We start from the raw sequence: 25,248 nt of genomic DNA, 5'->3' as shown, positions 1-25,248 counted from the left end.
TTGCGGCGTTCTCGACCGATGACGTTACACCGCTTCGGCCTGCCAGGTAACGGTTGGGACAAGATCTACCCCGCTTATCCGGACGGGTCGAATTTTGCAATCAGCCAGGACCCATTGACTTTTTTCAGCGTGACAAGGACGCTGCTCTGCGTTTTCTCGGGATCCTTCTTGTGCACGCTTGCCGTCGTCTGGTCGACGAAAATCAGCACGACTGCCGAATCGGGATGCAATTCCGAGACCGCGGCCCGAATCACCTTGGCGGACGCCGTCAATTGTCCCTTCTCCGCCACCGGCGCGACGACCTCGTCGGCGAATTTGCTGTAATAGGCCAGAAAGTCGCCGGTGAGATGTGATTTCGCGTTGTCGAAATCGCGGTTCAAATGGTCGTAGGAATACGACAGCGCCGCCACCGCACCGTCTGACGCCGCCCGGATTGCCCGGCCCGCCGCCGCGTCATTGACCTGCTGGTCCGGCCGGTACACGAAGAAGTACACGCCTGCGGCGACTCCCACGGCGGCAACCACCAACGCCGTCGCGACGATCGCACGCCACCGTGCCAAATACGGGCGGGCTCGGCGCCGAATCACCGCCAGCCGGCCCGTGCGTGCCGGGTCCTCGCCAGCGGGCGGCCCGTCGTTCTCCTCGGCGGATGAAGTCTGGACTCCGTCAATCTTTTCGGTGTCGTCCGGCGACGAGCCATGCTCGACAGTCATCGCAGGAATTCGATTTTCGACATTTTGAGCTGGCCGCCGTCGCGGTCCATGTTGACGCTGAGCCGAAACAAGGCCGGCGGCGGTTTGGCGTTATCCGGCCCAGTGGGAGTGGTCTTCGCCGCCACCAGCACGACTCCCGAATTGTCGCTCAACGATTGGACGGCGACCGCTTCGACGGTGACCGTGCTGCCGACCTTCGTCTCCTCGGCCTTATTGACGATCAGGGTCGACAGCACAGCCAGCTGGTTCTTCTGGTCGCCGGTGGAGGCATCGATCGCGCGCTGGACATCCTCCTTGGCATGAGCGGGGTCGATTGACATGAAAGCCGTGATCCCTTGCCGGGCGGCCGCACTGAACTCCGCGGCGAGTTGGCGATTATGCACGCCGATGTGGTGCTGCCACAGCATGTAACCGGTCGCGGCGACAGAGGCCGAGAAGAGCACGGAGCCGACGCCGACCGCTACCGTTTTCCGCTTGGGACGCCGCAGCCACCGTGGGCGTCCCGGACGCCGCAGGCGTAGCCGCTTGCGGGTCTTCGCGGGGCGCTGCTCGGCGTCTTGGGAGGCATCGTCCTCGTCGTCCACGCTCCCGGTTTCGGCGGCCCGGCGCAGTTGCGACAGGCGTGCCCGCGCCGCCTCGGCCCGCGCTTCGGCCCGGGCAACTTCGTCTGGCGCCGCGTCCTCACGTGGGTCGGCGTCAGGCCCCTCCGGATCGTGCACGGAGAAGCAGCTTATCACCGCCGCCCGGGCTCAATGCCGTCGTCGGTCGGCCGCCCACCCGAGGCCTTACATGCGGAAATGCCGGCTCGCCGGGGAGCGGCCACCGCGGTGTTTCGGCATGGCGCGTCGCCGAACACCGTTCGGCCCAGGTGATCTTCTCCAACCAGGAGAATTTTCTTTTCAGGTGTGGCAGAGTAATCGGGTGCGATCAATCGTGGCTATGGTTGCCGCGTTGCTCGGCGCCGGGGTGGTGGCGGCGCCGCCAGCCTCGGCCGGGCCGACCGTCTGCGACTACCCAGCCTGCACCCCGGGCATCATGCCCCATCAGGTTCTCGGCGCACCGTGTGACAACACCACCTACTACGCCTTCGGTGTCGCCGACGGATACGTCTCCTTCGCCTCGGAGCCGGGCCGGCTGATGTTCTGCGGCTCGCCGAGGCGATACCAGCCGCGATGGTTCCGCTCACCGCCGATGGCGGGTGTCAAGGACGAAAACTCCGACTGCACGAACTATCTGAACTACGTCGCGCAGGCGCCCGATGGTCTGTTCCTGATCTGTATCGCGCACGACGGCATCTCGAGCTGGGTCCGCGCCGACACGTAGCCGCGGCGCGGTCAGTCGCGGGATGGTCGAGGCAGACCGAGCAGGCGCCGGCTCAAATCGGTAACCCGTTCGAGCAAGGTCTCGTCGTCGATGTCGGCCACCAACGGATGCATGACCGCGGTGCTCAGCGCGCCGGAGAACATGGCGGCCTCGATCCGCCCGTCCAGGCCCGCATCGCTCAGCAGCACCCGATACAGACGGTCCATGAAATGTTGAAACGGCTTGTGCTCGGCCAGCAGCCGGACGACGACGGGATCGAATTGCAGCGTGCGCACCAGCCGGCGGTCCCGAACGGCCATCTCGATCACGCCCACCAGCAACGCATCTCGAGCCTGGGGCCCGTCGTCGTACGCTTCGGCCGCCTCCAGCGCGGGCTCGAGCCGGCCGAGTTCGCGCTCGGTCACGGCGATCACGATCTGCTCTTTGGTCCGGAATTGATGGTAGACAGCAGCTTTCGTGATACCGACGGCGTCGGCGATCATCTGCAGTGACGTACCGCTCACGCCGTGGTTGGCGATCAGATCCAGCGCGGCATCGAGTACCCGTGTCCGGGCAGGACTGTGCTCGATGAGCCAGAATTGCTCACCGGTGTCCGGCTGCCGCGCTGTTCCCACGCACCGAGACTAGACGACGCTATTGACCCTGGCTAGCCGATCGGCTAGCTTCGCTCACTAGCCGGGTTTCGGCGGCGATTTCGTGCGGGGAAGGAGTGCCGATGTCCGACGTCGGCGGAAACGACGGGGACGGTACCCAATCGGTGCGAACCGCCGCGCGGCGGACCGATGGCGAGCTGATTCTGCTCTGGACATTGCCCGCGGCGCTGATCCTGTGGATCGCGTCCTTCTTCCTGTTTCCAGGGTTCAACCCGCCGATGTCACCCACCATGTCGGCCGAACAGGTGGCCGCGTTCTACCGCGATCCGGCGCATATTCCCCAGATCCGTTCCAGCATGATCCTGTTCAATTGGTTCGGCGTGTGCCTCGTGCCGATCCTGGCCCTGATCGTGCTGCAGATTCGCCGCATGGCGCATCGGACGCCAATCTTTTCCTACGCGATGCTCGGGTGCGCGGCCGGTGGTCCGACGTTGTTTCTCGTTGCCAACGTCTGCTGGCTGCTGGCCGCCTTTCGACCGGAGCGCAGCCCCGAGTTGACCCAGCTGCTCAACGATCTCGGCTGGATCACCTTCACCATTCTGGTCCCGTTCTTCATCGGGCAGTGCGTAATCCTGGCCCTGGCGATCTATTTCGATGACAAGTCGCGCCCGGTGTTCAACCGCTGGGTGGCCCACTTCAACCTGCTGGTGGCGGCCGCGCTGGCGCCGGCGTCCTTCGTCGGCGTGGCGTTGACCGGCCCGCTGGCGTGGGACGGCTTGCTGTCGTTCTGGGTGAAAAACGCCGCCATTGCCCTGTGGATCATCGTGATGGGTGTTGTCCTGGGTCGAGCCGTTTACCGCGAGCGGGCCGAAAGCCGTGATTGCCCAACGGAATTGGCTACCGCATGAGCGCGGTGATCACACCGCCGCCGTCCCCGGCCACGCCGCCCCCGGGCCCGCTGCATCACCGGATCGGCTGGCACCTGCGCCGCGACCCCAAGCGAGAGCTGTGGCTGGCGTGGGGGGTGCTCATGGTGTTCTACGGCCTCTTCTTCCCCATGTTCTTCATCGTGGCGCAGGTCCAGCCGCCGCCGGAACCCACCTGGGATCTCGCGACACAGGTCCACTGGTTCGCCGAACGTCGCCTCGGCATACCCGTCGGCTTCGGCGTCATCTTCGCCATCAGCGGCATGATCGCGGTCAACAACGCCCTCATCGCCTATTCGATGCGGCGCATGTCGGTCAGCCGGGCGTTCGCTTACTCGTATCTGCTCATCTACTCGCTCAGCGCGGTACCCGGCATGCTGCTGCTCAACATCGCGCTGATCGTCGGCACGCTGCGACCGGACCGCGATCCCCGGGTGATCGGCTGGCTGTATGACTTCGCGTTCCTGTCTTTTGACGGAACGATGGGGGTGTTTCTGATCGGCTCGCTCATCTGGATGGTGGCGATCCTGCTCGACAAGAATCGGGTATTTCCCAAGTGGTTCGGCTATCTCAACCTGTGCAACGCGCTGACCGAGGTGGTCGTGGCGCCGTGCTGGATCTTCCGGCGCGGCGTGTTCGCGTGGGATGGCGAGATCGCGTGGTGGCTCGATATGGTGGTGTTCGGCATCTACCAGGTCACGTTCATCGTCATGCTGTTCCAGATGATCCGCCGCGAAGACTTCGGGACCGGCGTGCTGCCGGACCTGCCGGCCAAGGGTCCGGTGGCGCAGTGACCGGCCTGGCCGGCAAGCCGGCGCGCGCGAGGGCTGTGCCGGGCCAGCCCGACATGTGGGCGTTCGTCCTGTTCGAAACCCTGGTGTTCACCGCGTATTTCGGCTTCTACCTGTTCTCCCGCGGCCGCAACCCCGAGCTGTTCCTGCATTCACAGGCTCAGCTCGACCTGCGCGTCGGGGTCTTGAACACATTGGTGTTGTTGCTCAGCTCATGGTCGGTGGCGCGGTGTGTGCAGTCGGCGCGCGCCGGCGCCTACCGGCCGGCGCTCCGGGATGTCTTCATCACGGCCGCATTCGGCGCAGTCTTCCTGTCGTTCAAGGTGCTCGAGTGGGCGCGACTGGTCCACGCCGGAAACGGCATCGACAGCAACGACTTCTTCATGTTCTATTTCTTCCTCACCGGCATCCACTTCGTGCACCTGCTGATCGGCTTCGTCGTGCTCGGCGTCATCGTCTACCAACTTCTGAGCCCGGCGCGGCGGGACCAAAACCTTGTCGAAACCTGCGCAACCTATTGGCACACCATCGATTTCCTGTGGGTGCTGATCTTTGCGCTGCTCTACGTGGTGAGGTGAGCCCAGTGAAACTCAACAAGAGGCTGTTGTTGGTCTGGGTGATCCTGGCCGCGTTGACGCTGGCCTATCTGGGGATCGACCACTCCGCCGGCGGATTGCTGAAGTCCAGCGCCGTGGTCACGTCGAGCGTCATCGTCATCGCACTGGTCAAGGTGCGCATCATCTTTCGCGAGTTCATGGAGGTGCGAGACGCCCCGGTCCTGCTGTGCCGACTCACCGACGCGTGGGTGGTGCTGATCGCGGTGGTCTTGCTCGGCAGTTACTTCGTGGGACTGCAGGTCCGGTAGCGCTCGCGAGCGTCGAACCCCTAGGCGACCGGCGCGACCGCGTCGGCGGTGGTGAACGTCAGGTGCAGTTCGCTGAGGCCCCGCAGGATGTACGTCGGCTCGTAGCTGTAGCGGCGCTCGGTGGCCGGCCCGTGATGGGCTTCGTTGATTTCGATGTGCGGCATGCGGTCCAGGATCCGCTCGATCGAGACACGGCCCTCGACGCGGGCGAGCGGACCGCCGGGACACGAGTGCACACCGCGGGCGAACGCCATGTGTTCGCGAACGTTCTTGCGGCGCAGGTCGAATTCGTGCGGGTTGTCGAAGCGGCGCGGGTCGCGGTTGGCGGCGCCCGGCAGGATCATGACCACGGTGCCGGCGGGGATGTCGACACCGCCGATGCTGGTGGCCTTGCGGGCCAGGCGTGAGTCGCTCTTCACCGGGCTGTCCATGCGCAGCGACTCCTCGATGAACCCGGGAATCAGGCTGCGGTCATCACGCAACTGTTGCTGGATGTCGGGCCGGTCACCGAGCACCTGCAGGGCGGCGCTGAGCAGCTTGGCCGTGGTTTCCTGCCCCGCGGCGAAGAGGAAGGTCGCCGAGCGTACCACCTCTATCACCGGGGGCGTCGACCCGTCCGGGTACTTCGCTTCGGCCAGGAAGGTCAGCACGTCGCCGCGCGGCTCACGGCGCCGATCCTCGATGTAGTGACAGAACTTGTCGTCGAGCCACTCGAGGGGGTTGATGCCCACCGATTCGTGGTCCAGCGCGCCCACCCGCGCGCCCGGCCGGTCGGCGCCCAGGACGGTGCGGAACTCCTTGTGGTCTTCCTCCGGCACCCCGAGCAGGTCGGCGATCACCAAAGTGGCGAACGGCTTGGAGTATTCGGCGATGAACTCGCACTCACCGATGCCGAGGAACTCGTCGAGCTGACGGTCGGCGAGGCGCCACATGAACTCCTCGTTCTGCTTGAGCCGGCTCGGGGTCAGCAGCTTGGCGAGCACCGACCGGGCCTTGGTGTGATCCGGCGGGTCCATCGTGACCATGTGCTCGTTCATCGGGAAGGAGCTGCGGTGCGCATCGATCTGGGCGCTGATGTCGTCGCCTTCGGGCGTGAAGGGCAGCGGCGGGAACGGCCCCCCGAGCGCGACGATGTTGGAGAAGGTGTCGGGGTCCTTATAGATCTCGCAGGCCTCGTCATAGCCGGTGACGGCGACGACGCCGTAGTGCGGCAGCCGCAGCACGGGGTTTTGGCTCCGCAGGTAGTCGAAGTACGGATGCGGATCCGGGACCAAAGTCGGATCGGTGAAGAAGTCAATCGTCTCGAAGTTGCTCATCTTCAGTGCGTCCCCCTGGGCTGGGTTAACCGGTGGTGTACCGGGGCAAGCGGTATCGCCGCGTGATTACGAGATCGAAAATATGCTGAGCACCTGCTTAGCATGGCGGTAATGTCAGGGTCAAGATCGCAACGCCGCGCCACGATACGATCCGTGTGGTCGGCACGGGATGGCACACAGTACGGAGCAGGGACATGACATCGGCCCGCAGGATCGGGGCGCCGGACGCGAAAAACCGTGGTCTGTTGCTCGATGCTGCCGAGCAGCTGATGCTCGAAGAGGGGTATGCCGCGGTGACGTCGCGCCGGCTGGCGGGCCGGGCGGGATTGAAACCCCAGCTGGTGCACTACTACTTCCGCACCATGGAAGAGCTGTTCCTCGAGGTGTTCCGCCGCCGGGCCGAAGAGGCCCTTGAGGCGCACGCGCAAATGCTGAAGTTGCCACAGCCGCTGTGGGCGCTGTGGCGATTCGGCACCGACCCCGCCTTCACCCGGATTTCCATGGAATTCATGGCGCTGGCCAACCACCGTAAGGACATGCGGGCCGAAATCGCTTATTACGCAGAGCGTTTCCGCGAAGAACAGCGCCAAGCGGTGGCGACGGCGCTGGAGCGCTACGGCTCCAGGATTCAAGACGAGGGCCAGGACATCGACATCCCCCCGGTGGTGTGGACGGTGCTGATGAGCAGCCTCTCGCGCTTTCTGGTGCTCGAGCAGGCGATCGGCATGTCCGCCGGCCATGCCGAGACGGTGGAGTTGGTCGAAAACTACCTGCGCCGCCTGGAAGGCGAACCGCAACCGATCGAGGGTGTGCCGGAGACCTGGCTGGTTCACCAGTTACGCAGCGAGCAGAGCACGCCTTTGGGGCCGTCCTTGGATACGACGACGGCGCCGTCTACCGCCAGCTCACAGTGAAGCCCCGGCGTGCCGGGCTCCGTGCCCGTGCTCGCCACGACCATGGCGTAATGATCGGGGTCCGACATGTCCAGATCGAAGCCCCACGGTTTGCCCGGGGCGAGGTCGACGTCGACGTGTGGCGTGAACGAATAGGGGTTGTGGCTGTAATCGGAGAACTTGGCCGGCTGATGGTCCAGGTAATAGATGCTGGTGTAAATCGGATTCTGCGCGGTGACGGTGTACCTGACGTGATGCATGACGGGGTCATCGGCGTGTGCCCGCCCGCTTCCCCCCAGCACTCCCGCCGCGGCCAACAGACAGGCCAACGAGATGGCGGGGCCGACGCCCAGCACCGTCTTCAAGTTCATGGTCATGACGCTCCTCCGGCTGCCGGGCGCGGTTTGGTGTTGCGGTTCATGACCCGTTCTGCGGCCTGCCAGTGTGGGTCGGCAACCCATAGTCGCGCAAAGGATGCTATCGCCTCATCAGGAGAAACTCCGCGGATTACGCGCTTTATCTCCGTCGCCGGGCGGCGGGCCAGCGACCTCGCGACCGCTCGCCATCCTTCGTCGGGTGAGTCGAAGACGGCGCGGGGCAGCACCTGGTCCACCAGGCCGATCCGCTCGGCCTCGGCCGCGCCGAGGGCGGTTCCCGAACCGGCCAACAGCAGCGCCTTGCTCTTTCCGACCAGCGCGGCCAGCCGCTCGGCTCCGCCCCAGGCCGGCATGATCTCCAGCTGCACCTGGTTGAAGGCGATCTTGATGTCGTCGGCGGCCACCCGGATGTCGGCGGCGACCGCGACTTCGGCGCCGCCCCCGAACGCGTGACCGTTGAGCGCGGCGATGACGGGGGCGGGGAAGTCCGCCAGCTGGTCGCAGATGGACCGCATCCGCCGGGCCATCGCCGCGGCGTCCTCCTCGGTCCGCAGCGCGCTCAGTTCCTTGAGGTCACCGCCGGAGACGAAGGCCTTGTCCCCGCCGCCCTTGATCACCAGCGCCTGCGCATCCGCCGCCGCGTCGAGCGCCTTCTCCAGCTGGTCCATGGTGTCCAGGCCAATGGCGTTGCGCGCGTGCGGGCGGTCGATGGTGACCACGGCCAACCCGTCGTCGATCTCCAGGTCCACCATGTTCTTGTTATCGCTCCTCGGCAAGAACCCGATATTGGCATTCTCTTTTCGCGAGAATAACATCATCGCTGCAGCCCAAGAACTTTCGCCGGCGAGAATTGAGGTGACTCGGTGCGGAGTCCCATCGCGGCCGCCACTGCGGTCCTGACCATTACCTTGGTCGCGGCGTGCACGTCGCGACCGCCGACCCAACTCGCCGGCACGGCATCCGTCACCGTCAACGGCAACGACCGGAATTTTCATATCGTCAAGTGCGGTCAACGCGAATGGACCCGGACCATCGACATCGGTAGCGATTTTGCCGGCGCCAAGCTCATCGTCGACGAGAGCGCGCAACCGGCGACGGTCGAGTCGGTGCACATCCAGAATGTGGGCGGCTTCACCGGGATGTACTCCCGGGGCGGCGACGGGACCGGCGACATGAGCATGACGGGTGACAAATTCACCGTCAGTGGCACCGCCAACGGCTACAAGACCGACAAGCCCGGGGAACCGGCCACCGCCACCTACAAGATCTACGTGTCGTGCTGACCTCGTCGAACAGCGGTTCGGCGGGGGCACGTTGCGGTTAGGCGCCTGTAGAGAATAGTATTCTCACAAATCAAGAAGGAGGATTTCATGGGGCAGTTGTCGCACCGGGAAGACGTCCCGTTTCCGATCTTTGACGCGGACAACCATCTGTACGAGCCGCCGGAAGCGCTGACCAAGTTCTTGCCCAAGGCGTACAAGGACTATGTCCAGTACGTGCAGGTCAACGGGCGGACGAAGATCGCCATCCGCGGCCAAATCAGCAACTACATTCCCAACCCGACCTTCGAGGTCGTCGCCCGGCCGGGTGCCTGGGAGGAGTACTTCAAGTTCGGTAACCCGGACGGCAAATCCAAGCGCGAGCTGTTCGGCGAGCCGATGCGCGCGATACCGGCGTTCTTCGAACCCGGCCCGCGGCTGGAGAAGATGAACGAGCTGGGTCTGGACCGCACGCTGATGTTCCCGACGCTGGCCAGCCTGCTCGAGGAGCGGCTGCGCGACGACCCGGTCGCCATCCACGTCCTGGTTCACGCGTTGAACGAGTGGCTCGACGAGGTCTGGGGCTTCAACTACCAGAACCGCATCTTCACCACGCCGGTCATCACGCTGCCGATCGTGGAGAAGGCGATCGAGGAACTGGAGTGGGCGGTCAAGCGCGGCGCCCGCGCCATTTTGATCCGACCGGCTCCCGTCCCCGGCTTCCGCGGCCCGCGGTCGTTCGCGGTGCCCGAGTTCGACCCGTTCTGGGAAAGGGTCGTCGAGCACGACGTGCTGGTCGGCATGCACTCCAGCGACAGCGGCTACTCGCGCTACACCTCCGAGTGGGACGGCGCCGAACAGGAAATGCTGCCGTTCCAGACCAATGCGATGAACATTCTCAACGAATGGCGGCCGATCCAGGATGCGGTGGGCTCGTGGGTGATCCACGGCGCGCTCTACCGCCACCCGAAGCTGAAGGTCGCGATCGTCGAGGCCGGTTCGAAGTGGATGACCCCGCTGCTCGACGGCTTGGCCGAGGTCTTCCGGAAGGCCCCGGAGGCCTTCCCGAGCGACCCCGTCGAGACGGTCAAGAACCGGATCCACGTCAGCCCGTTCTTCGAGGACGGCATCGACGACCTGATCAGCCTCGTCGGTGTGGATCAGGTCTTGTACGGCTCGGACTGGCCGCACCCGGAGGGCCTGGCGGAGCCGACGTACTACGTCAACGCGCTGTCGCACCTGTCCGTTGACGACCAGGCCAAGATCATGGGCGGCAACCTCGGTCGGCTCGTCACGGTGTGACCGACCGGCCAAACCAGGCATGGCAGACCATCCCCGAGATGGTCTTGAGCGCAGCGGACCGCTTCGGCGATGCGGAAGCAGTCGTCGACGGTCCGCTGCGTTTGACTTTCGCCGAAGTCGTCGAGCGAATTCGTTGCGCCGCAGGCGCTTTCGCTGACCTCGGCATCGAAAAGGGCGACCGCGTCGCGATCTGGGCACCGAATTCGGCCGAGTGGATCATCGCCGCGTTCGGGTTGCTCACCGCGGGCGGTGTGCTCGTCCCGGTCAACACCCGGTTCAAGACCGAAGAGGCCGGTGACATCATCGGCCGCAGCAAGGTGAAGGCGGTCCTGGTCCAGAAGGGCTTTCTGAACCAGGATTACACCGCCCCCGCCGGGGTGCCGGTCATCGACCTGAAGTCCGACTTCCTGTCCAGCGGTTCACCGTTCGAGCGTCCGGTGCGCGGCACCGATACCTCGGACATCATCTTCACCTCGGGCACCACCGGGCGCCCGAAGGGCGCAATGCTGAATCACGGCCAGACGCTGCGCATGTACGAGGAGTGGGCGACGCTCGCGGACCTGCGCGAGGGCGACCGCTATCTCCAGATCAACCCGTACTTCCACACCTTCGGGCTCAAGGCCGGCCTCGTGACCTCTTTCCTGCGCGGTGCGACGATGCTGCCCGTCGCGGTGTTCGACGTCGACATCGTCGTGAACCTCATTGAACGCGAACGCATTACAATGCTTCCCGGACCGCCTACGCTGTATCACTCGTTGCTGACGGTGGGGGACAAGTCCAAGCTGTCGTCGTTGCGTGCGGGGGTGACCGGCGCCGCGGACATTCCCGTCGAGCTGGTGCGGCGCATCCACGACGAGCTGCCCTTCCAGACGTTGATGACGGGTTACGGCCTGACCGAGGCCGGCAACGTCACCCTTTCGCTGCCGGGCGACTCCTTCGAGGATGTGGCCACCACCGCGGGCGTGCCGTGCGACGGGGTCGAGGTGCGCATCGCCGACGACGGCGAAGTGCTGGTCCGCGGCTACGGAGTCATGCAGGGGTACCTCGACGAACCGGAGGCCACCGCCCAAGCGATCGACGGCGAGGGGTGGCTGCACACCGGGGATCTAGGGGAATTCACCGAGGCCGGTCGGCTGCGCATCGTCGGCCGGAAAAAGGACATGTTCATCGTCGGTGGATTCAACGCCTACCCGGCCGAGATCGAGGGCTTCCTGCTCAGCCACCCGGCCGTCGCGCAGGCGGCCGTCATCGGTGTCCCCGATGAGCGGATGGGCCAGGTGGGCAAGGCTTTCGTGGTCCGTAATGCCGATGTCAGCGCCGAAGAGCTGATCGGCTGGTGCCGGGACCGGATGGCCGGGTTCAAAGTGCCGCGCGCGGTAGAGTTCCTTGATTCACTTCCACTCAACGCCACAGGGAAAGTGATGAAGGACCAACTGCGGTGAACAACGGCGACATTCATTCAATGGTGATCGCGTCGGATTATCGCGTCCCCGACCCGACCCGGGTCTGGCCGCTGCTGGAACGCAATAAGGCCGCCCTGGCCGACATCGGTGCACACCATGTGCTCGTCTACACCTCGACACATGACCACGGGCGGGTGTTGGTGATGATCGGCGTCCACAGCAGGGAGCCGATCGTGGAGCTGTTGCGCTCCCGGGTCTTCTTCGACTGGTTCGACGAGGCCGGCGTCGAGGACATACCCGCGGTCTTCGCCGGCGAGATCGTCGACAGGTTCATCGCGCAGCCACCGAAAACCCCTGCGGCACCGGGCGTCGTGGTGGCCGCCATCGCGTCGGTCAACGACGTGTCCCTGCTGACCTCCGAAGTCGGCACGGCGATAGACAGATTCACCACCGCCGGAATCCGAAAGACGTGGGTATTCCAGGCTTTCGACGACGATCACGAGGTGCTGATCCTGCAGGAGTTTCCCGACGAGGAAAGCGCGCGGCGCTGGATCGACCACCCCGATGCCGCGGCGCAATGGATGTCCGGCGCGGGCATCGGTGCCTACCCGCCGCTGTTCGTCGGCCGATTCTTCGACATGATGCGCATCGGCGCGGACTGAGGGCTCGCCGGTGTTCGTATGCCTGTGTAACGGCGTCACCAGCCAAACCGTGACCGAGGCCGTGGAATGCGGGGCGTCGACGACCAAGGAAGTCGCCCAGGCCTGTGGGGCGGGCGCCGACTGCGGTCGCTGCCGGCGCACGGTGCAGGCCATCCTGCGCTCCTCCAGCCCGGAGCGAACGCCAAACTCGTCGCGCTAGGCCGTCAGCGCCGGGGGCTGCCGTCCGGTGACGTCGGTCGGACGAGGTCGACGAGCAGGTTGGGGATTTCGAGCCGTGGCAATATCACCTCGACGAACACCATGCGGTCCTGGTGCTGCGCCGCTGCGGTCAGGGCGTCGTCGAGCTCGCCGTAGGTCTGCACCCGGAACGACAAGTGGTCGGTGACGCCCAGCGCCCGGGGAACGTCCGTCCACTGCCAGCTCACGATGTCGTTATAGGGCGCGGTCTGGCCGTGGATCGCCCGCTCGATCGTGTAGCCGTCGTTGTTGACCACCACGATGACGGGGGTCAGGCCCTCGCGCGAAAAGGCGCCCAGCTCCTGGACGGTCAGTTGCGCCGCGCCGTCGCCGATGATCAACACCGTCCTGCGGTCCGGGTGCGCCACGGCCGCCCCGAGCGCGGCGGGCAACGTGTAACCGATTGAGCCCCATAGTGGTTGACCGATGAACGTCACGCCCTGCGGCAGCCGGTGGTCGGCCATGCCGTAGAAGGAGGTGCCCTGGTCGGCGAGCACCACGTTGCCCGGTGTGAGGGCCACACACAGGCGGTCCCACAACATCTTCTGGGTCAGCGGTTCGTCGCGGGGCGGGGGCGGCGGCAGCGGCTCGGCGGGCGGCGAGACCACCGGCGGCGACGAGACCCCGCGCCGGGCCACGATGGTGGCCAGCGCGTCGAGCGCGGCGCCCATTTCCAACGGCGCGAAGACTTCCCCGGCCACGCTGCTCTGATACTGGCCCACATCGATGGTCCGGGCCGGGTCGATGCGCTGGCTGAAGAAGCCGCTGACCATGTCGGTGAACACGACGCCGGCGGTCACCAGCACGGGCGCGTCCTCGATCGCGGCGCGCACCGCCGGCGCGCTGGCCGACCCGGCGTAGATGCCCAGGAAGTTGGGTGAGCTCTCGTCGAGCAGGCTCTTGCCCCACATCAACGTGGCGTGCGGCACCACGTCGGCGGCCAGCAGCGCCTCGAGTTCTTTGATCGCCTGCAGCCGGTGCACCAGCAGGTCGGCGAGCACCGTGACCTGGTGGTCGCCGATGAGTGCGCTCGCCGCCTCGATGAACATGGCCAGCGCGCGGGGACTGGTGCCCCCGGTGTAGCGGGGCAACGGCGCCTCCGGCGGCTCGGTGGGGAAGCGCGCCACGTCGGTGGACAGCAGGATGTAGCCGGGGCGTTTCTGCTCACGCACCTCCGACAACACCCGGTCGATCTCGCGGCGGGCCGTCGCGGGCATGAGATTAGTTTGGGCGCAGGTGATTTCGCGGCTGACCCGGAAGAAGTGCTCGAAGTCCCCGTCGCCGAGCGAATGGTGCAGCGCCCGGCGGGTGCCCTGGGCGTCCTTGGACGGGCCGCCGACGATGTGCACGACGGGTACCTGTTCGGCGTAGCTGCCCGCGATCGCGTTGGCCGCCGAGAGCTCGCCGACGCCGAATGTCGTTACCAAAGCCGACATTCCGCGCAGGCGACCGTATCCGTCGGCGGCGTAGCCGGCGTTGAGCTCGTTGGCGTTGCCGACCCAGCGGATGCGGGGATGGGCGATGATGTGGTCGAGGAATTCCAGGTTGTAATCGCCGGGAACACCGAAGATCTCCGAGACGCCGAGCTCGGCGAGACGGTCCAACAGGTAGTCACCGACGGTGTATGCGGTATCGGTCGCGGCATCAGTCACAGGCACGACGGTACGCTCGAAGTTCAATCCGTTCCGGGTGAGACGCGGTGCCAGTATCGTGCGGGCCATGGCACTCAAAGAATCCCGCGACATCGTCATCGAAGCCAGTCCCGAGGAGATTCTGGACGTCATCGCCGACTTCGAAGCGATGCCCGACTGGTCGGAGCCGCATCAGAGTGCGGAGATCCTCGACACCGGCGACGACGGGCGCCCCCGCCAAGTGCGGATGAAGGTCAAGGTCGCCGGGATCACCGATGAACAGGTGGTGGCCTACACCTGGGGCGACAACGTGGTGAGCTGGAAGCTGGTCAGCTCCTCGCAGCAGAAGGCGCAGGACGGAAAGTACACCCTGGTGCCGCAGGGCGAGGGGACCCTGGTCAAGTTCGAGTTGCTGGCCGACCCGAACGTGCCGCTGCCGGGCTTCGTGCTCAAGCGTGCCGTGAAGGGAACTATCGATTCGGCGACCAAGGCGCTGCGCGAGCGGGTGCTCCAGGTGAAGAAGGGTAACTAGCCGCCGTGGGCGGTGGCGGGCCGCTGGCGGGGGTGCGCGTCATCGAACTCGGCGGCATCGGGCCCGGGCCGCACGCGGGAATGCTGCTCGCCGACCTGGGTGCGGACGTGGTGCGGGTGCGCCGGCCGGGCGGCGTGGCGATCGCGAGCGCGGCGAAGCCGGGCGAAGCGGGTCGCCACCAAACAGGCGTGGCGATCGCGAGCGCGGCGAAGCCGGGCGAAGCGGGTCGCCACCAAACAGGCGTGGCGATCGCGATGCCAGCCGAGGGTCGTGATCTGCTGCATCGCGGCAAGCGGATCGTCGACCTGGACGTCAAGGCGCAGCCGCAGGCGCTGCTGGGCCTGGCCGCCAAGGCCGACGTGCTGCTGGACTGCTTCCGGCCCGGAACCTGCGAGCGGCTCGGCATCGGGCCCGACGACTGCGCGGCACTCAACCCGCGGCTGATCTACGCCCGGATGACCGGCTGGGGCCAGGACGGGCCGCTGGCCGCGACCGCCGGGCATGACATCAACTACCTGGCGCAGACCGGTGCGCTGTCGGCGCTGGGATATGCCGACCGGCCACCGATGCCGCCGCTGAACCTGGTCGCCGACTTCGGCGGCGGCTCGATGCTGGTGGTGATCGGCATCGCGGCCGCCCTCTACGAACGCGAACGCACGGGCACCGGGCAGGTGATCGACGCGGCGATGGTCGACGGTGTCAGCCTGCTGTCCCAGATGATGTGGACCATGAAGTCCACTGGGGCACTGCGCGACCGGCGCGAATCGTTTCTGCTCGACGGTGGCGCCCCGTTCTATGGCTGCTACGAGACCGCCGACGGTAAGTACGTGGCCGTCGGCGCCATCGAGCCGCAATTCTTCGCGGCGTTGCTCGATGGGCTTGGCCTGTCACCCGATGACGTGCCGGCCCAACACGACAAAGCTTCGTATCCGCGGATGCGCGAGATCTTCACCCGGCGGTTCGCCGGGCGCACGCGCGACGAGTGGGCACAGACGTTCGCCGGCACCGACGCGTGCGTCACCGCAGTGCTGACGTGGAGCGAGGCCGCCACCGACGAGCACTTGCGGACGCGGTCCACGGTGATCACCGCCCATGGCGCCGACCAGGCCGCGCCCGCCCCACGCTTTTCGCGGACCCCGGCCGGACCGGTCGGACCGCCGCCGGCGAAAACCACACCGCTTGCCGAAATCAACTGGTAGGGAACTGGTTACGCCGAATCCGTCCGCAGCGGGATCGGCGTTGCTAAGTTGATCTTCAGTGGCCGTAAAAGCATCACGGGAATTCGTCGTCAACGCGCCGCCAGAAGTGGTCATGGAGGCGCTGACAGATGTCGGCGTCCTGTCATCGTGGTCGCCGCTGCACAAACACATCGAAGTGATCGACCGTTATCCCGACGGCCGGCCCCACCATGTCAAGACCACCATCAAGATTCTCGGGCTGGTCGACAAGGAGGTCCTGGAATATCACTGGGGTCCCGATTGGGTCGTCTACGACGCCACGGGGACCTCTCAGCAGCATGGGCAGCACGTCGAATACACCCTCAAACCCGAAGGGATCGACCAGACTCGGGTGCGCTTCGACATCACCGTCGAACCCGGCCGGCCCATGCCCGCGTTCATCGTGCGACGGGCCGCCGAGAGCGTTCTCGACGCCTCCATGAAGGGGTTGCGCGACCTGGTCTCGGGCGACAGGGAGTCCCCCGGGACCGAATAGCCTTCGCCGGTGGCTGCGCTGGCGTTAACTTAGTAGTAGTGGCCGTTCAAGCATCGTCGGAAATCATCATCGACGCGCCTCCGGAAGTCATCATGGAGGCGCTCGCCGATATGGATGCCGTGCCCTCGTGGTCGTCGGTCCACAAGCGGGTCGAGGTCGTCGACAAGCATCCCGACGGCCGCCCCCACCACGTGAAGGTCACGATCTCGGTGACCGGCATCCACGACACGGAATTGCTCGAATACCATTGGGGCCCAGACTGGATGGTGTGGGACGCCCGGAAGACGGCGCAGCAGCACGGTCAGCACGGCGAGTACAACCTGAGCCGGCTGGGCGTGGACAAGACCAGGGTGCGCTTCACCATCACCGTCGAACCGTGGGCGCCGCTACCGGAGTTCTGGATCGCCCGGGCCCGCAAGAAAATCCTGCACGCCGCGCTGGAGGGTCTGCGTAAGCGCGTGATGGGCACTGCCGGCTAACCGGCGTCTTTCAGCGCGGCCAGCCGCTTGATCGCCTCGTCGAGCGTGTCGTCACGTTTACAGAAGGTGAAGCGCACCAAGTGATTCCACACGTCGGCCGGACCGCTCGTCGCAGCGGGGTCACAGAACGCCGACATCGGGATCGCGGCAACGCCAACCTTTTCCGGCAGCGCCGCGCAGAACTCGCTGCTGTCGTCGTATCCCAGCGGACGCGGATCGGCGCACAGGAAGTACGTGCCGGCGCTGTCGTGCACCTCGAACCCGACGTCGATCAGCCCGGCGGCCAGCCGATCGCGTCTGGCCTGCAGCGTGGCGCGCAGGTCGTCCACCCATGCGTCCTCCGTGTCCAGGGCCAGCGCCACCGCCGGTTGGAACGGCGCGCCGCCAACATAGCTCAGGTACTGTTTGGCCGCGCGCATCCCGGCGATCAGATGCGCTGGGCCGCAAGCCCATCCGATCTTCCAGCCGGTGCAGTTGAACATCTTGGCCGCGCTGGAGATGGTGATGGTGCGCTCGGCCATGCCGTCGAAGCCGGCCAGCGGCACGTGTCGGTGGCGGTCGAATACCAGATGCTCGTAGACCTCGTCGGTGATCACCAGCAGGTCGGCCGCGACCGCCACCTCGGCGATGGCCGCCAACTCTTCGGCGCGCAGCACGGTGCCGGTCGGGTTGTGCGGTGAGTTGACGATCAGCGCCCGGGTCCGGGGCGTAACCGCCCGGCGCAGCGCGTCGGCGTCCAGGGCGAAGCCGCGACCGTGGGGGACCAGGGGCACGGCCACCCGTTGCGCGGAGGCCATCGCCACCACCGGCGAGTAGGAGTCGTAGAACGGCTCGATCAGCAGGACCTCGGAGCCCGGCTCGACCAGGCCGATCACCGCCGAGGCGATGGCCTCGGTCGCCCCGACCGTCACCAGCACCTCGGTGTCGGGGTCGTAGTCGATGCCGTAGCGGCGCCGGCGCTGGGCGGCGATGGCGTGGCGCAGCGGCGCGATGCCGATGCCCGGGGGGTACTGGTTGACGCCGTCGGCGATGGCCTCCTGGGCGGCCTTGAGCATGGCCGGGGGGCCGTCCTCGTCGGGAAACCCCTGGCCCAGGTTCACTGCTCCGATGCGCGCGGCCAGCGCCGACATCTCGGCGAACACCGTGGTCGCGTAGGGGCGCAATCGCTCCACCGTCATGGTGGTCGAGCTTAGGCGGGTCGGCCACGGCCAGTGCCCGGGACGCCCACCAGCCAAGCGTGAAGTTAGGCGCACACTCGTCGCCGAGCGTGAACGTAGTCGCACGTTTGGCCGGGGCGGCCGCCCGACCCCGCAAGCCGACGCGTGGCGTGCGTCACTCGGTGCCTCTGAGCTGCGCGATCTTGCCCAACCAACAGGTTGGCCGGGGACCCTGTTAGGGTGGGGCGGAATCTATCTCGAAGACGGATTCGAACCCTATTCGTCAGAACAGGAAGTCGTCATGTCCGAAGAAGCTTTTATCTATGAGGCCATCCGCACCCCGCGGGGCAAGCAGCGCAACGGTTCGCTGAACGAGGTCAAGCCGCTCAACCTGGTCGTGGGCCTGGTGGACGAGCTGCGCCGGCGGTTCCCGGACCTGGACGAGAACCTGATCAGCGACATGATCCTGGGCGTTGTGTCCCCGGTCGGTGACCAGGGCGGCGACATCGCCCGCACCGCGGTGCTGGCCGCCGGCCTGCCGGAGACCACCGGCGGCGTGCAGCTCAACCGGTTCTGCGCCTCCGGTCTCGAGGCCGTCAACACCGCCGCCCAGAAGGTCCGGTCCGGCTGGGACGACCTGGTGCTGGCCGGCGGTGTCGAGTCGATGAGCCGGGTGCCGATGGGCTCCGACGGCGGCGCCTGGGCGACCGACCCCGAGACCAACTATCAGATCGGCTTCGTGCCCCAGGGCATCGGCGCCGACCTGATCGCCACCATCGAGGGCTTCTCCCGCGACGACGTCGACGCCTACGCGCTGCGCAGCCAGCAGAAGGCCGCCGCGGCGTGGTCGGGCGGCTACTTCGCCAAGTCGGTGGTGCCGGTGCGCGACCAGAACGGTCTGGTCATCCTCGACCACGACGAGCACATGCGGCCCGACACCACGCTCGAGGGCCTGGGCAAGCTGAAGACCGCGTTCGACGGGATCGGTGAGATGGGCGGGTTCGACGACGTTGCGCTCACCAAGTACCACTGGGTCGAGAAGATCAACCACGTCCACACCGGCGGCAACAGCTCGGGCATCGTCGATGGCGCCGCGCTGGTGCTGGTCGGTTCGGAAGCCGCGGGCAAGTCGCAGGGCCTGACGCCGCGGGCACGCATCGTGGCCACCGCCACCAGCGGCTCGGACCCGGTCATCATGCTCACCGGCCCGACCCCGGCCACGCAGAAGGTGCTCGACCGCGCGGGCCTGACGATCGACGACATCGACCTGTTCGAGCTGAACGAGGCGTTCGCGTCGGTGGTGCTGAAGTTCCAGAAGGACCTCAACATCCCCGACGAGAAGCTCAACGTCAACGGTGGCGCCATCGCGATGGGCCACCCGCTGGGCGCCACCGGCGCCATGATCACCGGCACCATGGTCGACGAGCTCGAGCGCCGCAACGCGCGTCGCGCGCTGATCACGCTGTGCATCGGCGGCGGCATGGGTGTCGCCACCATCATCGAGAGGGTTTAAGACCATGGCAGAGAACACCATTCAGTGGGACAAGGACGACGACGGCATCGTCACCCTGACCCTGGACGACCCCACCGGGTCGGCCAACGTGATGAACGAGCACTACAGCGAGTCCATGCACAACGCTGTGGAACGCCTTGCCGCCGAGAAGGATTCGATCACCGGTGTGGTGATCACCAGCGCGAAGAAGACCTTCTTCGCCGGTGGTGACCTGAAGGGCATGATCAACCTCGGCCCGGAGAACGCCGGGGAGGCGTTCGACACCGTCGAGTCGGTCAAGCGTGACCTGCGTGCGCTCGAGACGCTGGGCAAGCCGGTGGTGGCCGCCATCAACGGCGCGGCGCTGGGCGGCGGTCTGGAGATCGCGCTGGCCTGTCACCACCGCATCGCCGCGGACGTCAAGGGCCTGGTCGTCGGCCTGCCCGAGGTCACGCTGGGCCTGCTGCCCGGCGGCGGCGGGGTGACCCGCACCGTGCGGATGTTCGGCATCCAGAACGCCTTCATGAACATCCTGTCGCAGGGCACCCGGTTCAAGGCCGACAAGGCCAAGGAGATCGGCCTGGTCGACGAAATCGTCGGCTCGGTAGACGAATTGGTGCCCGCCGCCAAGGCCTGGATCAAACAGGTCAAGGACGACCCCGACTCATACACCCAGCCATGGGACAAAAAGGGCTACAAGATGCCCGGCGGCACCCCCGCCAGCCCCGCGCTGGCCGGCATCCTGCCGTCGTTCCCGGCGCTGCTCAAGAAGCAGCTCAAGGGCGCACCGATGCCGGCGCCGCGCGCCATCCTGGACGCGGCCGTCGAGGGCGCGCAGGTGGACTTCGACACCGCCAGCCGCATCGAGAGCCGCTATTTCACCCAGCTGGTCACCGGCCAGGTCGCCAAGAACATGATCCAGGCGTTCTTCCTCGACCTGCAGCACATCAACGGCGGTGGGTCGCGGCCCGACGGCATCGAACCGGTCAAGATCAACAAGATCGGTGTGCTGGGTGCGGGCATGATGGGCGCCGGTATCGCCTACGTCTCGGCCAAGGCCGGCTTCGAGGTGGTGCTCAAGGACGTCAGCCTCGAGGCCGCCGAGAAGGGCAAGGGCTACTCGGAAAAGCTTGAGGCCAAGGCGCTTCAGCGTGGCAAGACCACCGAGGAGAAGAGCAAGGCGCTGCTGGACCGGATCACCCCGGCCGCCGACCCCGAGGCCTTCAAGGGCGTCGATTTCGTGATCGAGGCGGTGTTCGAGAACCAGGAACTCAAGCACAAGGTGTTCCAGGAGATCGAGGACATCGTCGAGCCCAACGCACTGCTGGGGTCGAACACCTCGACGCTGCCGATCACCGGTCTGGCGACCGGCGTGAAGCGCCAGGAGGACTTCATCGGGATCCACTTCTTCTCGCCGGTCGACAAGATGCCGCTGGTCGAAATCATCAGGGGCGAAAAGACTTCCGACGAGGCGCTGGCCCGGGTGTTCGACTACACGCTGGCCATCGGCAAGACCCCGATCGTCGTCAACGACAGCCGCGGCTTCTTCACCAGCCGCGTCATCGGCACGTTCGTCAACGAGGCGCTCGCCATGCTCGGTGAGGGCGTGGAGCCGGCCAGCGTCGAGCACGCCGGTTCGCAGGCCGGCTACCCGGCGCCGCCGCTGCAGCTGTCCGACGAGCTCAACCTGGAGCTGATGCACAAGATCGCCACGGCCACCCGCAAGGGTGTCGAGGACGCGGGCGGCACCTACGAGCCGCACCCGGCCGAGGCCGTCGTCGAGAAGATGATCGAGCTGGGCCGCCCGTCGCGGCTGAAGGGCGCGGGTTTCTACGAGTACGTCGACGGCAAGCGCACCCGGCTATGGCCGGGCCTGCGCGAGACGTTCAAGTCCGGTAGCGCCGATATTCCGTTGCAGGACATGATCGATCGCATGTTGTTCGCCGAGGCGCTCGAGACGCAGAAGTGCCTGGACGAGGGCGTGCTGACGTCGACCGCCGACGCCAACATCGGGTCGATCATGGGCATCGGCTTCCCGCCCTACACCGGTGGTAGCGCCCAGTTCATCGTCGGCTACGAGGGCAAGCACGGCATCGGCAAGGAAGCCTTCGTGGCCCGGGCCAAGGAGCTTGCGGCCCGCTACGGCGACCGGTTCCTGCCGCCGGCGTCGCTGACCTAGCCTGCACCAACGCAAGCGCATAAGCCCCCGAAACCTCGTGGTTTCGGGGGCTTATGCGTACGGCGGCTCGGCCGCTGCGCCGAGACTTAAGCCATTGCGAAGCGCTACGGCGTGTCGTCGCAACAGGTTACGTGTCGCGGCGCGCGAATAGGTAGTACCACGCCGGCGTCTTCTCGGCGCGGTCCAGCTCGCGTTCGGCGCCGGCCGACAGCAGCGTCCAGCTCTGGGTGAATCGACGTTCCATCTCGGCGCGGTCGATCCCGCGCACGCCGACCCGGCCACCGGGCACGAACGCGACGATCAGCAGGCGGGCGTCGGGTGCGGCAAGGGCGCTGATCTCGCGGACATAGGCGTCGCGATCCGCGTCGCTCATGTTGTGCAGGCACCCGTTGTCGACGATCAACCCGAAGTTGGTGCCGATGCCCGTCCGGCTCAACTGCGTGACGTCGGCCTGGACGAAGTCGACCGTGGCGCCCGCAGCCTGTGCCTTCGCGCGGGCGCGCTCGAGCGGTTTGGCCACGAAGTCGACCGCGGTGACCTTCCAGCCGTGCTGGGCGAGGTAGATGGAGCAGTCGCCGGTGCCGCAGCCGACCTCCAGGGCCGACCCTGCGGGGAGCGCGGCGGCGTCGGGGGTGCCCTCGACGAGATCGCGCACGCTCTGGGCGAGCGGATGACCGTCCCACGGGGTGAAACCGATGCGGTAGAAGATCCGAAACAGCGTCTGTTTGGAAGCCATAGCTCACCCTAGGCCGCTTCGACGCGGCCGGTCACCCTACCGGGAGGCGGCGGCGATCCGGCGCCATTCCTCGCGCGGGAAGGCGCGGGGATCGGCCAGCAGCACCTGGACGCAGACGTGGTCGGCGCCGGCGGAACGATGTTCGGCGACGCGGCGCATGACGGCCTCTTCGTCGCCCCAGGCGATGATCGCGTTGAAGAGCCGGTCGCTCACCTGCGACAGGTCGTCCTCGGAGAAGCCGCTGCGCAACAGGTTGTTGGCGTAGTTGGGCAAGGCCAAATACGCGCGCAGCCAATCGGTTCCGATCTGGCGGGCCTCCTCGGCGCTGTCGGTCAGGATCACCGTCTGTTCGGGCAGCAGCAATGGGCCCTGGCCCAAAGTCGCACGGGCGGAGGCGGTGTGTTCGGGGGTGACCAGGTACGGGTGGGCGCCCCCGGCGCGGGTCGCCGACAGGGTCAGCATCTTGGGGCCGAGCGCGGCAAGGACCCGGCGCTCGACGGGCACCGGCCGCGGCGCGGCATCCAAGCCGTCCAGGAACGCCGCCGTCGCCGCCAGCGGTTTACGGTAGCGCCCGGGTTGGCCGGCATCGATCAGCGGCGCGTGGCTGACGCCGATGCCCAGCAGGAAGCGGTCACCGTGCTCGGCGGTCAGGGCCGCGTAGGAGTCGGCGACCTCGGAGGGCGAATGCATCCACAGGTTCAGGATCCCGGTGGCGATCACGGTCCGCTTGGTCGCGCCGAGCAGATGACCCACCGCGTCGAACACCGGACCGCCGACATCCGGTATCCACAGCGCGGGGAAGCCCAGGTCGTCGAGTTCCGCTGCGGCGTCGGCGGATTCGGCCGGGTCGCCGTAGCGCAGTTGACTGCTCCAGATCCCCACACCGGTCAGTTCCATCTGCAGCCTTCCCGTGGTGGCGCGCGGTGACTCGGGTCCGCGGCTCTACGCAACATGCTGTCAGACGTCGCTGAAGGTGTACTCGGGGACTGGCATCGAGTCGTGCATCCGCACGCCCTTGGTGTTGAGCTTCGCCAAGGACCGCGACAGCGGTCCGGGCATCGCCGAGACCAGCTGGGCCCCACGGGTCAACGCCCACAGGCCGATTCGTGAACCGGGGATGACGCCCTTGGCCGCACCGCGGGCAAACGACCGGCTGCGGTGCACCGGTTCGCGCATCCGGAGTTCGTAGGCGGCGAAGGCGCGCAGGTGGTCCCCGTCGGCCTCGGCGAGCTCGCCGGCCAGCACGTAGGCGCCGAGGACGGCGAGGCTGGTGCTGCCGCCCACCGCGGGCCCCGGACAGTATCCGGCGTCCCCGACCAGGGTGACCCGGCGGCGCGACCACCGATCGGTGCGCAGCTGGGTGATGGAGTCGAAGTAGAAGGTGGGGGTGCGCTCCAGTTCGCTTAACCAGCCGTCCACCTGCTCGTGCATCCCGGTAAACGCCTCGTGCAGTAATCGCTTCTGCCGCAACGCATCGCGGTGGTCGTAATCCAATTCGGCCGTGCTGCGGAACATGAACACCGCCCGCGCGTCGTCCAGGTGATCGGCGGTGTAGATGCCGGCGAAGCGCCCGACCCCGATGTGGGCGACCATCTCGCCGGGCGCGACCAGCGCCTTGGGCGCCGAGACCACCGACAGGTAGCCGCCGAGGAAGCGGGTGAGCTCGGCGTCTTCACCGAAGGTCAGGCGCCGCACATTGGAATGCAGCCCGTCGGCGCCCACGATCACGTCGAAGGTGCGCGCTGGGCCGTGCTCGAAGGTCACGGTGCCGTCGTGCTCGATCCCGATGATGGAGTCACCGAACAGGTACTCGACGTCGTCGCGCGCGGCGTCGTAGTAGATCTCGCTGAGGTCGTCGCGCATGATCTCCACGTGCCGGTCGGAGGTGGCCGCGTAGATCTTGGTGAGGTCGATCCGGGTGGGCTTCGTCCGGCCCTCCCGGTGCATCGTCAGCCGGTCCGTTCCGGTGGCCCGCGCCTCGATGCGTGGCAGGACGCCCATCTTCGCCGAGATCTCCATTGCCGGACGGAACAAGTCGACGGCGTGGCCGCCGGTTTTGCGTAGTGTCGGTGCGCGCTCCACCACGGTGACGTCGAAGCCGTGACGGGTCAGCCAGTAGGCCAGGACCGGGCCGGCGATGCTGGCACCCGAGACGAGGATCCGCATGACGATCTCCCATACTTACTTAACGTTCGGTAAGCGTAAGTCCCCCGATGCTGCGCACGAGGTGTCGCGAGCGAAGTCGGTCGCGGCCGCGCTCGACGCGCTGGGCGGGTGACGGCCGCGGGGTTGCGGCTACAGTCCGGGTATGCGCTTTGGTCTCTTCATCCCGCAGGGCTGGCGAATGGATCTGGTCGGCATCGAACCGGAGAACCACTGGGCGGTGATGCGCGAGCTGGCCGACCACGCGGACAAGGGCAGCTGGGATTCACTCTGGGTCTACGACCATTTCCACACCGTGCCCGTGCCGACCGGGGAAGCCACGCACGAGGCCTGGTCGCTGATGGCCGCCTACGCGGCGACCACCTCGCGGATCAAGCTCGGCCAGATGTGCACGGCGATGAGCTACCGCAACCCCGTCTACCTGGCCAAGGTCGCCGCGACGGCCGACATCATCTCCGGTGGCCGCATCCAGATGGGTATCGGCGGCGGCTGGTACGAACACGAAT

At 66.6% G+C, this 25,248-nt stretch carries 29 protein-coding genes; 18 read left to right on the top strand and 11 right to left on the bottom strand.

The window, feature by feature from the left end; genetic code table 11:
- Window positions 1-74: 74 nt before the first annotated feature.
- Together A5624_RS08090 and A5624_RS08085 are read right to left on the bottom strand one after the other, a co-directional pair.
- Window positions 75-713 carry a hypothetical protein gene (locus tag A5624_RS08090; protein ID WP_066864296.1) on the bottom strand — a complete coding sequence of 213 codons (639 nt, stop codon included), beginning with the start codon at window positions 711-713 and terminating at the stop codon, window positions 75-77.
- The gene (locus A5624_RS08085) at window positions 710-1,432 is read right to left on the bottom strand and encodes a hypothetical protein (protein ID WP_066864293.1); all 723 of its coding nucleotides are present in this window, start codon (window positions 1,430-1,432) and stop codon (window positions 710-712) included. Before A5624_RS08085 ends, A5624_RS08090 begins: the two co-directional genes overlap by 4 nt.
- A gap of 220 nt (window positions 1,433-1,652) precedes the next feature.
- On the opposite strand from A5624_RS08085, the gene A5624_RS08080 reads away from it, so the two are divergent.
- Complete coding sequence (locus A5624_RS08080; RefSeq protein ID WP_197497979.1) at window positions 1,653-2,036, top strand: hypothetical protein; 384 nt, start codon at window positions 1,653-1,655, stop codon at window positions 2,034-2,036.
- A gap of 11 nt (window positions 2,037-2,047) precedes the next feature.
- On the opposite strand, the gene A5624_RS08075 is transcribed toward A5624_RS08080, so the two are convergent.
- The gene (locus A5624_RS08075; protein WP_066864287.1) at window positions 2,048-2,650 is read right to left on the bottom strand and encodes a TetR/AcrR family transcriptional regulator; all 603 of its coding nucleotides are present in this window, start codon (window positions 2,648-2,650) and stop codon (window positions 2,048-2,050) included.
- 101 nt (window positions 2,651-2,751) lie between these two features.
- On the opposite strand from A5624_RS08075, the gene A5624_RS08070 reads away from it, so the two are divergent.
- From A5624_RS08070 to A5624_RS08055, 4 genes are read left to right on the top strand one after another with little or no spacing between them, the layout of a single operon-like run.
- The gene (locus tag A5624_RS08070; protein WP_066864284.1) at window positions 2,752-3,537 is read left to right on the top strand and encodes a hypothetical protein; all 786 of its coding nucleotides are present in this window, start codon (window positions 2,752-2,754) and stop codon (window positions 3,535-3,537) included.
- Window positions 3,534-4,349, top strand: coding sequence for a hypothetical protein (locus A5624_RS08065; RefSeq protein WP_066864282.1), 816 nt, complete (start codon window positions 3,534-3,536; stop codon window positions 4,347-4,349). Before A5624_RS08070 ends, A5624_RS08065 begins: the two co-directional genes overlap by 4 nt.
- Complete coding sequence (locus A5624_RS08060) at window positions 4,346-4,924, top strand: cytochrome c oxidase subunit 3 family protein (RefSeq protein WP_066864279.1); 579 nt, start codon at window positions 4,346-4,348, stop codon at window positions 4,922-4,924. Before A5624_RS08065 ends, A5624_RS08060 begins: the two co-directional genes overlap by 4 nt.
- Before the next feature lie 5 nt (window positions 4,925-4,929).
- Entirely contained in the window at window positions 4,930-5,211 is a 282-nt protein-coding gene (locus tag A5624_RS08055; RefSeq protein ID WP_066864277.1) for a cytochrome C oxidase subunit IV family protein, read from the top strand.
- A 20-nt stretch (window positions 5,212-5,231) separates the two neighbouring features.
- On the opposite strand, the gene A5624_RS08050 is transcribed toward A5624_RS08055, so the two are convergent.
- Window positions 5,232-6,527, bottom strand: a complete 1,296-nt coding sequence (locus A5624_RS08050) for a cytochrome P450 (RefSeq protein ID WP_066864275.1) — start codon at window positions 6,525-6,527, stop codon at window positions 5,232-5,234.
- Window positions 6,528-6,721: 194 nt separating this feature from the next.
- Here A5624_RS08050 and A5624_RS08045 point away from each other — a divergent pair, with 194 nt between their 5' ends.
- Window positions 6,722-7,441, top strand: a complete 720-nt coding sequence (locus A5624_RS08045; protein WP_066864271.1) for a TetR/AcrR family transcriptional regulator — start codon at window positions 6,722-6,724, stop codon at window positions 7,439-7,441.
- On the opposite strand, the gene A5624_RS08040 is transcribed toward A5624_RS08045, so the two are convergent.
- Window positions 7,357-7,722: a hypothetical protein gene (locus tag A5624_RS08040; protein ID WP_082990519.1), complete on the bottom strand. Its 366-nt coding sequence runs from the start codon at window positions 7,720-7,722 to the stop codon at window positions 7,357-7,359. The two genes, A5624_RS08045 and A5624_RS08040, sit on opposite strands and share 85 nt — an antisense overlap.
- Before the next feature lie 71 nt (window positions 7,723-7,793).
- A complete protein-coding gene (locus A5624_RS08035) occupies window positions 7,794-8,549 on the bottom strand; it encodes an enoyl-CoA hydratase/isomerase family protein (protein WP_066864266.1) in 756 nt (251 codons plus the stop codon).
- A gap of 111 nt (window positions 8,550-8,660) precedes the next feature.
- On the opposite strand from A5624_RS08035, the gene A5624_RS08030 reads away from it, so the two are divergent.
- The 5 genes from A5624_RS08030 to A5624_RS27295 all read left to right on the top strand — a co-directional run bounded on the left by A5624_RS08030 (window position 8,661) and on the right by A5624_RS27295 (window position 12,622).
- Complete coding sequence (locus tag A5624_RS08030) at window positions 8,661-9,080, top strand: lipoprotein LpqH (RefSeq protein WP_066864263.1); 420 nt, start codon at window positions 8,661-8,663, stop codon at window positions 9,078-9,080.
- 87 nt (window positions 9,081-9,167) lie between these two features.
- Complete coding sequence (locus A5624_RS08025) at window positions 9,168-10,358, top strand: amidohydrolase family protein (protein WP_066864260.1); 1,191 nt, start codon at window positions 9,168-9,170, stop codon at window positions 10,356-10,358.
- Window positions 10,359-10,396: 38 nt separating this feature from the next.
- Window positions 10,397-11,800, top strand: coding sequence for a FadD3 family acyl-CoA ligase (locus tag A5624_RS08020; RefSeq protein ID WP_066864393.1), 1,404 nt, complete (start codon window positions 10,397-10,399; stop codon window positions 11,798-11,800).
- Window positions 11,797-12,423 (top strand): fatty-acid--CoA ligase, encoded by a 627-nt coding sequence (locus tag A5624_RS08015; RefSeq protein ID WP_066864258.1) that lies wholly within the window; start codon window positions 11,797-11,799, stop codon window positions 12,421-12,423. The genes A5624_RS08020 and A5624_RS08015 overlap by 4 nt, the downstream gene beginning before the upstream one ends.
- A 10-nt stretch (window positions 12,424-12,433) precedes the next feature.
- Complete coding sequence (locus tag A5624_RS27295) at window positions 12,434-12,622, top strand: bacterioferritin-associated ferredoxin (RefSeq protein WP_067143839.1); 189 nt, start codon at window positions 12,434-12,436, stop codon at window positions 12,620-12,622.
- A 4-nt stretch (window positions 12,623-12,626) separates the two neighbouring features.
- On the opposite strand, the gene A5624_RS08010 is transcribed toward A5624_RS27295, so the two are convergent.
- Window positions 12,627-14,312, bottom strand: coding sequence for an alpha-keto acid decarboxylase family protein (locus tag A5624_RS08010; protein ID WP_066864390.1), 1,686 nt, complete (start codon window positions 14,310-14,312; stop codon window positions 12,627-12,629).
- Between the two features lie 67 nt (window positions 14,313-14,379).
- Between A5624_RS08010 and A5624_RS08005 the strand changes: the two genes are divergently transcribed.
- From A5624_RS08005 to A5624_RS07990, 4 genes are read left to right on the top strand one after another with little or no spacing between them, the layout of a single operon-like run.
- On the top strand, window positions 14,380-14,823 hold the full coding sequence (locus tag A5624_RS08005; protein ID WP_066864255.1) for an SRPBCC family protein: 444 nt from the start codon (window positions 14,380-14,382) through the stop codon (window positions 14,821-14,823).
- 5 nt (window positions 14,824-14,828) lie between these two features.
- The gene (locus A5624_RS08000; protein WP_197518934.1) at window positions 14,829-16,022 is read left to right on the top strand and encodes a CaiB/BaiF CoA-transferase family protein; all 1,194 of its coding nucleotides are present in this window, start codon (window positions 14,829-14,831) and stop codon (window positions 16,020-16,022) included.
- Between the two features lie 58 nt (window positions 16,023-16,080).
- Entirely contained in the window at window positions 16,081-16,536 is a 456-nt protein-coding gene (locus A5624_RS07995) for an SRPBCC family protein (RefSeq protein ID WP_066864252.1), read from the top strand.
- 38 nt (window positions 16,537-16,574) lie between these two features.
- On the top strand, window positions 16,575-17,015 hold the full coding sequence (locus A5624_RS07990; protein WP_066864249.1) for an SRPBCC family protein: 441 nt from the start codon (window positions 16,575-16,577) through the stop codon (window positions 17,013-17,015).
- On the opposite strand, the gene A5624_RS07985 is transcribed toward A5624_RS07990, so the two are convergent.
- On the bottom strand, window positions 17,012-18,193 hold the full coding sequence (locus A5624_RS07985; RefSeq protein WP_066864246.1) for a pyridoxal phosphate-dependent aminotransferase: 1,182 nt from the start codon (window positions 18,191-18,193) through the stop codon (window positions 17,012-17,014). The genes A5624_RS07990 and A5624_RS07985 overlap by 4 nt on opposite strands.
- Window positions 18,194-18,473: 280 nt before the next feature.
- On the opposite strand from A5624_RS07985, the gene A5624_RS07980 reads away from it, so the two are divergent.
- The gene (locus A5624_RS07980; RefSeq protein WP_066864243.1) at window positions 18,474-19,685 is read left to right on the top strand and encodes an acetyl-CoA C-acetyltransferase; all 1,212 of its coding nucleotides are present in this window, start codon (window positions 18,474-18,476) and stop codon (window positions 19,683-19,685) included.
- A gap of 4 nt (window positions 19,686-19,689) precedes the next feature.
- Window positions 19,690-21,843 (top strand): 3-hydroxyacyl-CoA dehydrogenase NAD-binding domain-containing protein, encoded by a 2,154-nt coding sequence (locus A5624_RS07975; RefSeq protein ID WP_066864240.1) that lies wholly within the window; start codon window positions 19,690-19,692, stop codon window positions 21,841-21,843.
- A 127-nt stretch (window positions 21,844-21,970) separates the two neighbouring features.
- Here the strand turns inward: A5624_RS07975 and A5624_RS07970 are convergent, their stop codons facing one another.
- From A5624_RS07970 to A5624_RS07960, 3 genes are read right to left on the bottom strand one after another with little or no spacing between them, the layout of a single operon-like run.
- Window positions 21,971-22,579 (bottom strand): bifunctional 2-polyprenyl-6-hydroxyphenol methylase/3-demethylubiquinol 3-O-methyltransferase UbiG, encoded by a 609-nt coding sequence (locus A5624_RS07970; protein WP_066864237.1) that lies wholly within the window; start codon window positions 22,577-22,579, stop codon window positions 21,971-21,973.
- 36 nt (window positions 22,580-22,615) lie between these two features.
- On the bottom strand, window positions 22,616-23,476 hold the full coding sequence (locus A5624_RS07965) for an LLM class F420-dependent oxidoreductase (RefSeq protein WP_066864234.1): 861 nt from the start codon (window positions 23,474-23,476) through the stop codon (window positions 22,616-22,618).
- Window positions 23,477-23,536: 60 nt separating this feature from the next.
- The gene (locus A5624_RS07960) at window positions 23,537-24,745 is read right to left on the bottom strand and encodes an FAD-dependent monooxygenase (protein WP_066864231.1); all 1,209 of its coding nucleotides are present in this window, start codon (window positions 24,743-24,745) and stop codon (window positions 23,537-23,539) included.
- Window positions 24,746-24,887: 142 nt separating this feature from the next.
- Between A5624_RS07960 and A5624_RS07955 the strand changes: the two genes are divergently transcribed.
- Window positions 24,888-25,248 (top strand): LLM class flavin-dependent oxidoreductase (locus A5624_RS07955; protein ID WP_156748922.1); only part of this gene is annotated, 361 nt, incomplete at its 3' end.

The organism is Mycobacterium sp. 1482292.6 (assembly GCF_001672995.1).
In the GTDB taxonomy this organism is placed as follows: Bacteria; Actinomycetota; Actinomycetes; order Mycobacteriales; family Mycobacteriaceae; genus Mycobacterium; species Mycobacterium europaeum_A.
The sequence above is the reverse complement of the archived record's forward strand: the minus strand, read 5'-3'. Positions and strand labels throughout refer to the sequence as shown.

Bases quoted from the DNA above. Each gene is read 5' to 3' on its own strand.
- A5624_RS08090 (WP_066864296.1), bottom strand. From the start codon at position 713: ATGACTGTCGAGCATGGCTCGTCGCCGGACGACACCGAAAAGATTGAC.
- A5624_RS08080 (WP_197497979.1), top strand. From the start codon at position 1,653: ATGGTTGCCGCGTTGCTCGGCGCCGGGGTGGTGGCGGCGCCGCCAGCC.
- A5624_RS08070 (WP_066864284.1), top strand. From the start codon at position 2,752: ATGTCCGACGTCGGCGGAAACGACGGGGACGGTACCCAATCGGTGCGA.
- A5624_RS08065 (WP_066864282.1), top strand. From the start codon at position 3,534: ATGAGCGCGGTGATCACACCGCCGCCGTCCCCGGCCACGCCGCCCCCG.
- A5624_RS08050 (WP_066864275.1), bottom strand. From the start codon at position 6,527: ATGAGCAACTTCGAGACGATTGACTTCTTCACCGATCCGACTTTGGTC.
- A5624_RS08045 (WP_066864271.1), top strand. From the start codon at position 6,722: ATGACATCGGCCCGCAGGATCGGGGCGCCGGACGCGAAAAACCGTGGT.
- A5624_RS08035 (WP_066864266.1), bottom strand. From the start codon at position 8,549: ATGGTGGACCTGGAGATCGACGACGGGTTGGCCGTGGTCACCATCGAC.
- A5624_RS08025 (WP_066864260.1), top strand. From the start codon at position 9,168: ATGGGGCAGTTGTCGCACCGGGAAGACGTCCCGTTTCCGATCTTTGAC.
- A5624_RS08020 (WP_066864393.1), top strand. From the start codon at position 10,397: ATGGTCTTGAGCGCAGCGGACCGCTTCGGCGATGCGGAAGCAGTCGTC.
- A5624_RS08005 (WP_066864255.1), top strand. From the start codon at position 14,380: ATGGCACTCAAAGAATCCCGCGACATCGTCATCGAAGCCAGTCCCGAG.
- A5624_RS07985 (WP_066864246.1), bottom strand. From the start codon at position 18,193: ATGACGGTGGAGCGATTGCGCCCCTACGCGACCACGGTGTTCGCCGAG.
- A5624_RS07980 (WP_066864243.1), top strand. From the start codon at position 18,474: ATGTCCGAAGAAGCTTTTATCTATGAGGCCATCCGCACCCCGCGGGGC.
- A5624_RS07975 (WP_066864240.1), top strand. From the start codon at position 19,690: ATGGCAGAGAACACCATTCAGTGGGACAAGGACGACGACGGCATCGTC.
- A5624_RS07970 (WP_066864237.1), bottom strand. From the start codon at position 22,579: ATGGCTTCCAAACAGACGCTGTTTCGGATCTTCTACCGCATCGGTTTC.
- A5624_RS07965 (WP_066864234.1), bottom strand. From the start codon at position 23,476: ATGGAACTGACCGGTGTGGGGATCTGGAGCAGTCAACTGCGCTACGGC.
- A5624_RS07960 (WP_066864231.1), bottom strand. From the start codon at position 24,745: ATGCGGATCCTCGTCTCGGGTGCCAGCATCGCCGGCCCGGTCCTGGCC.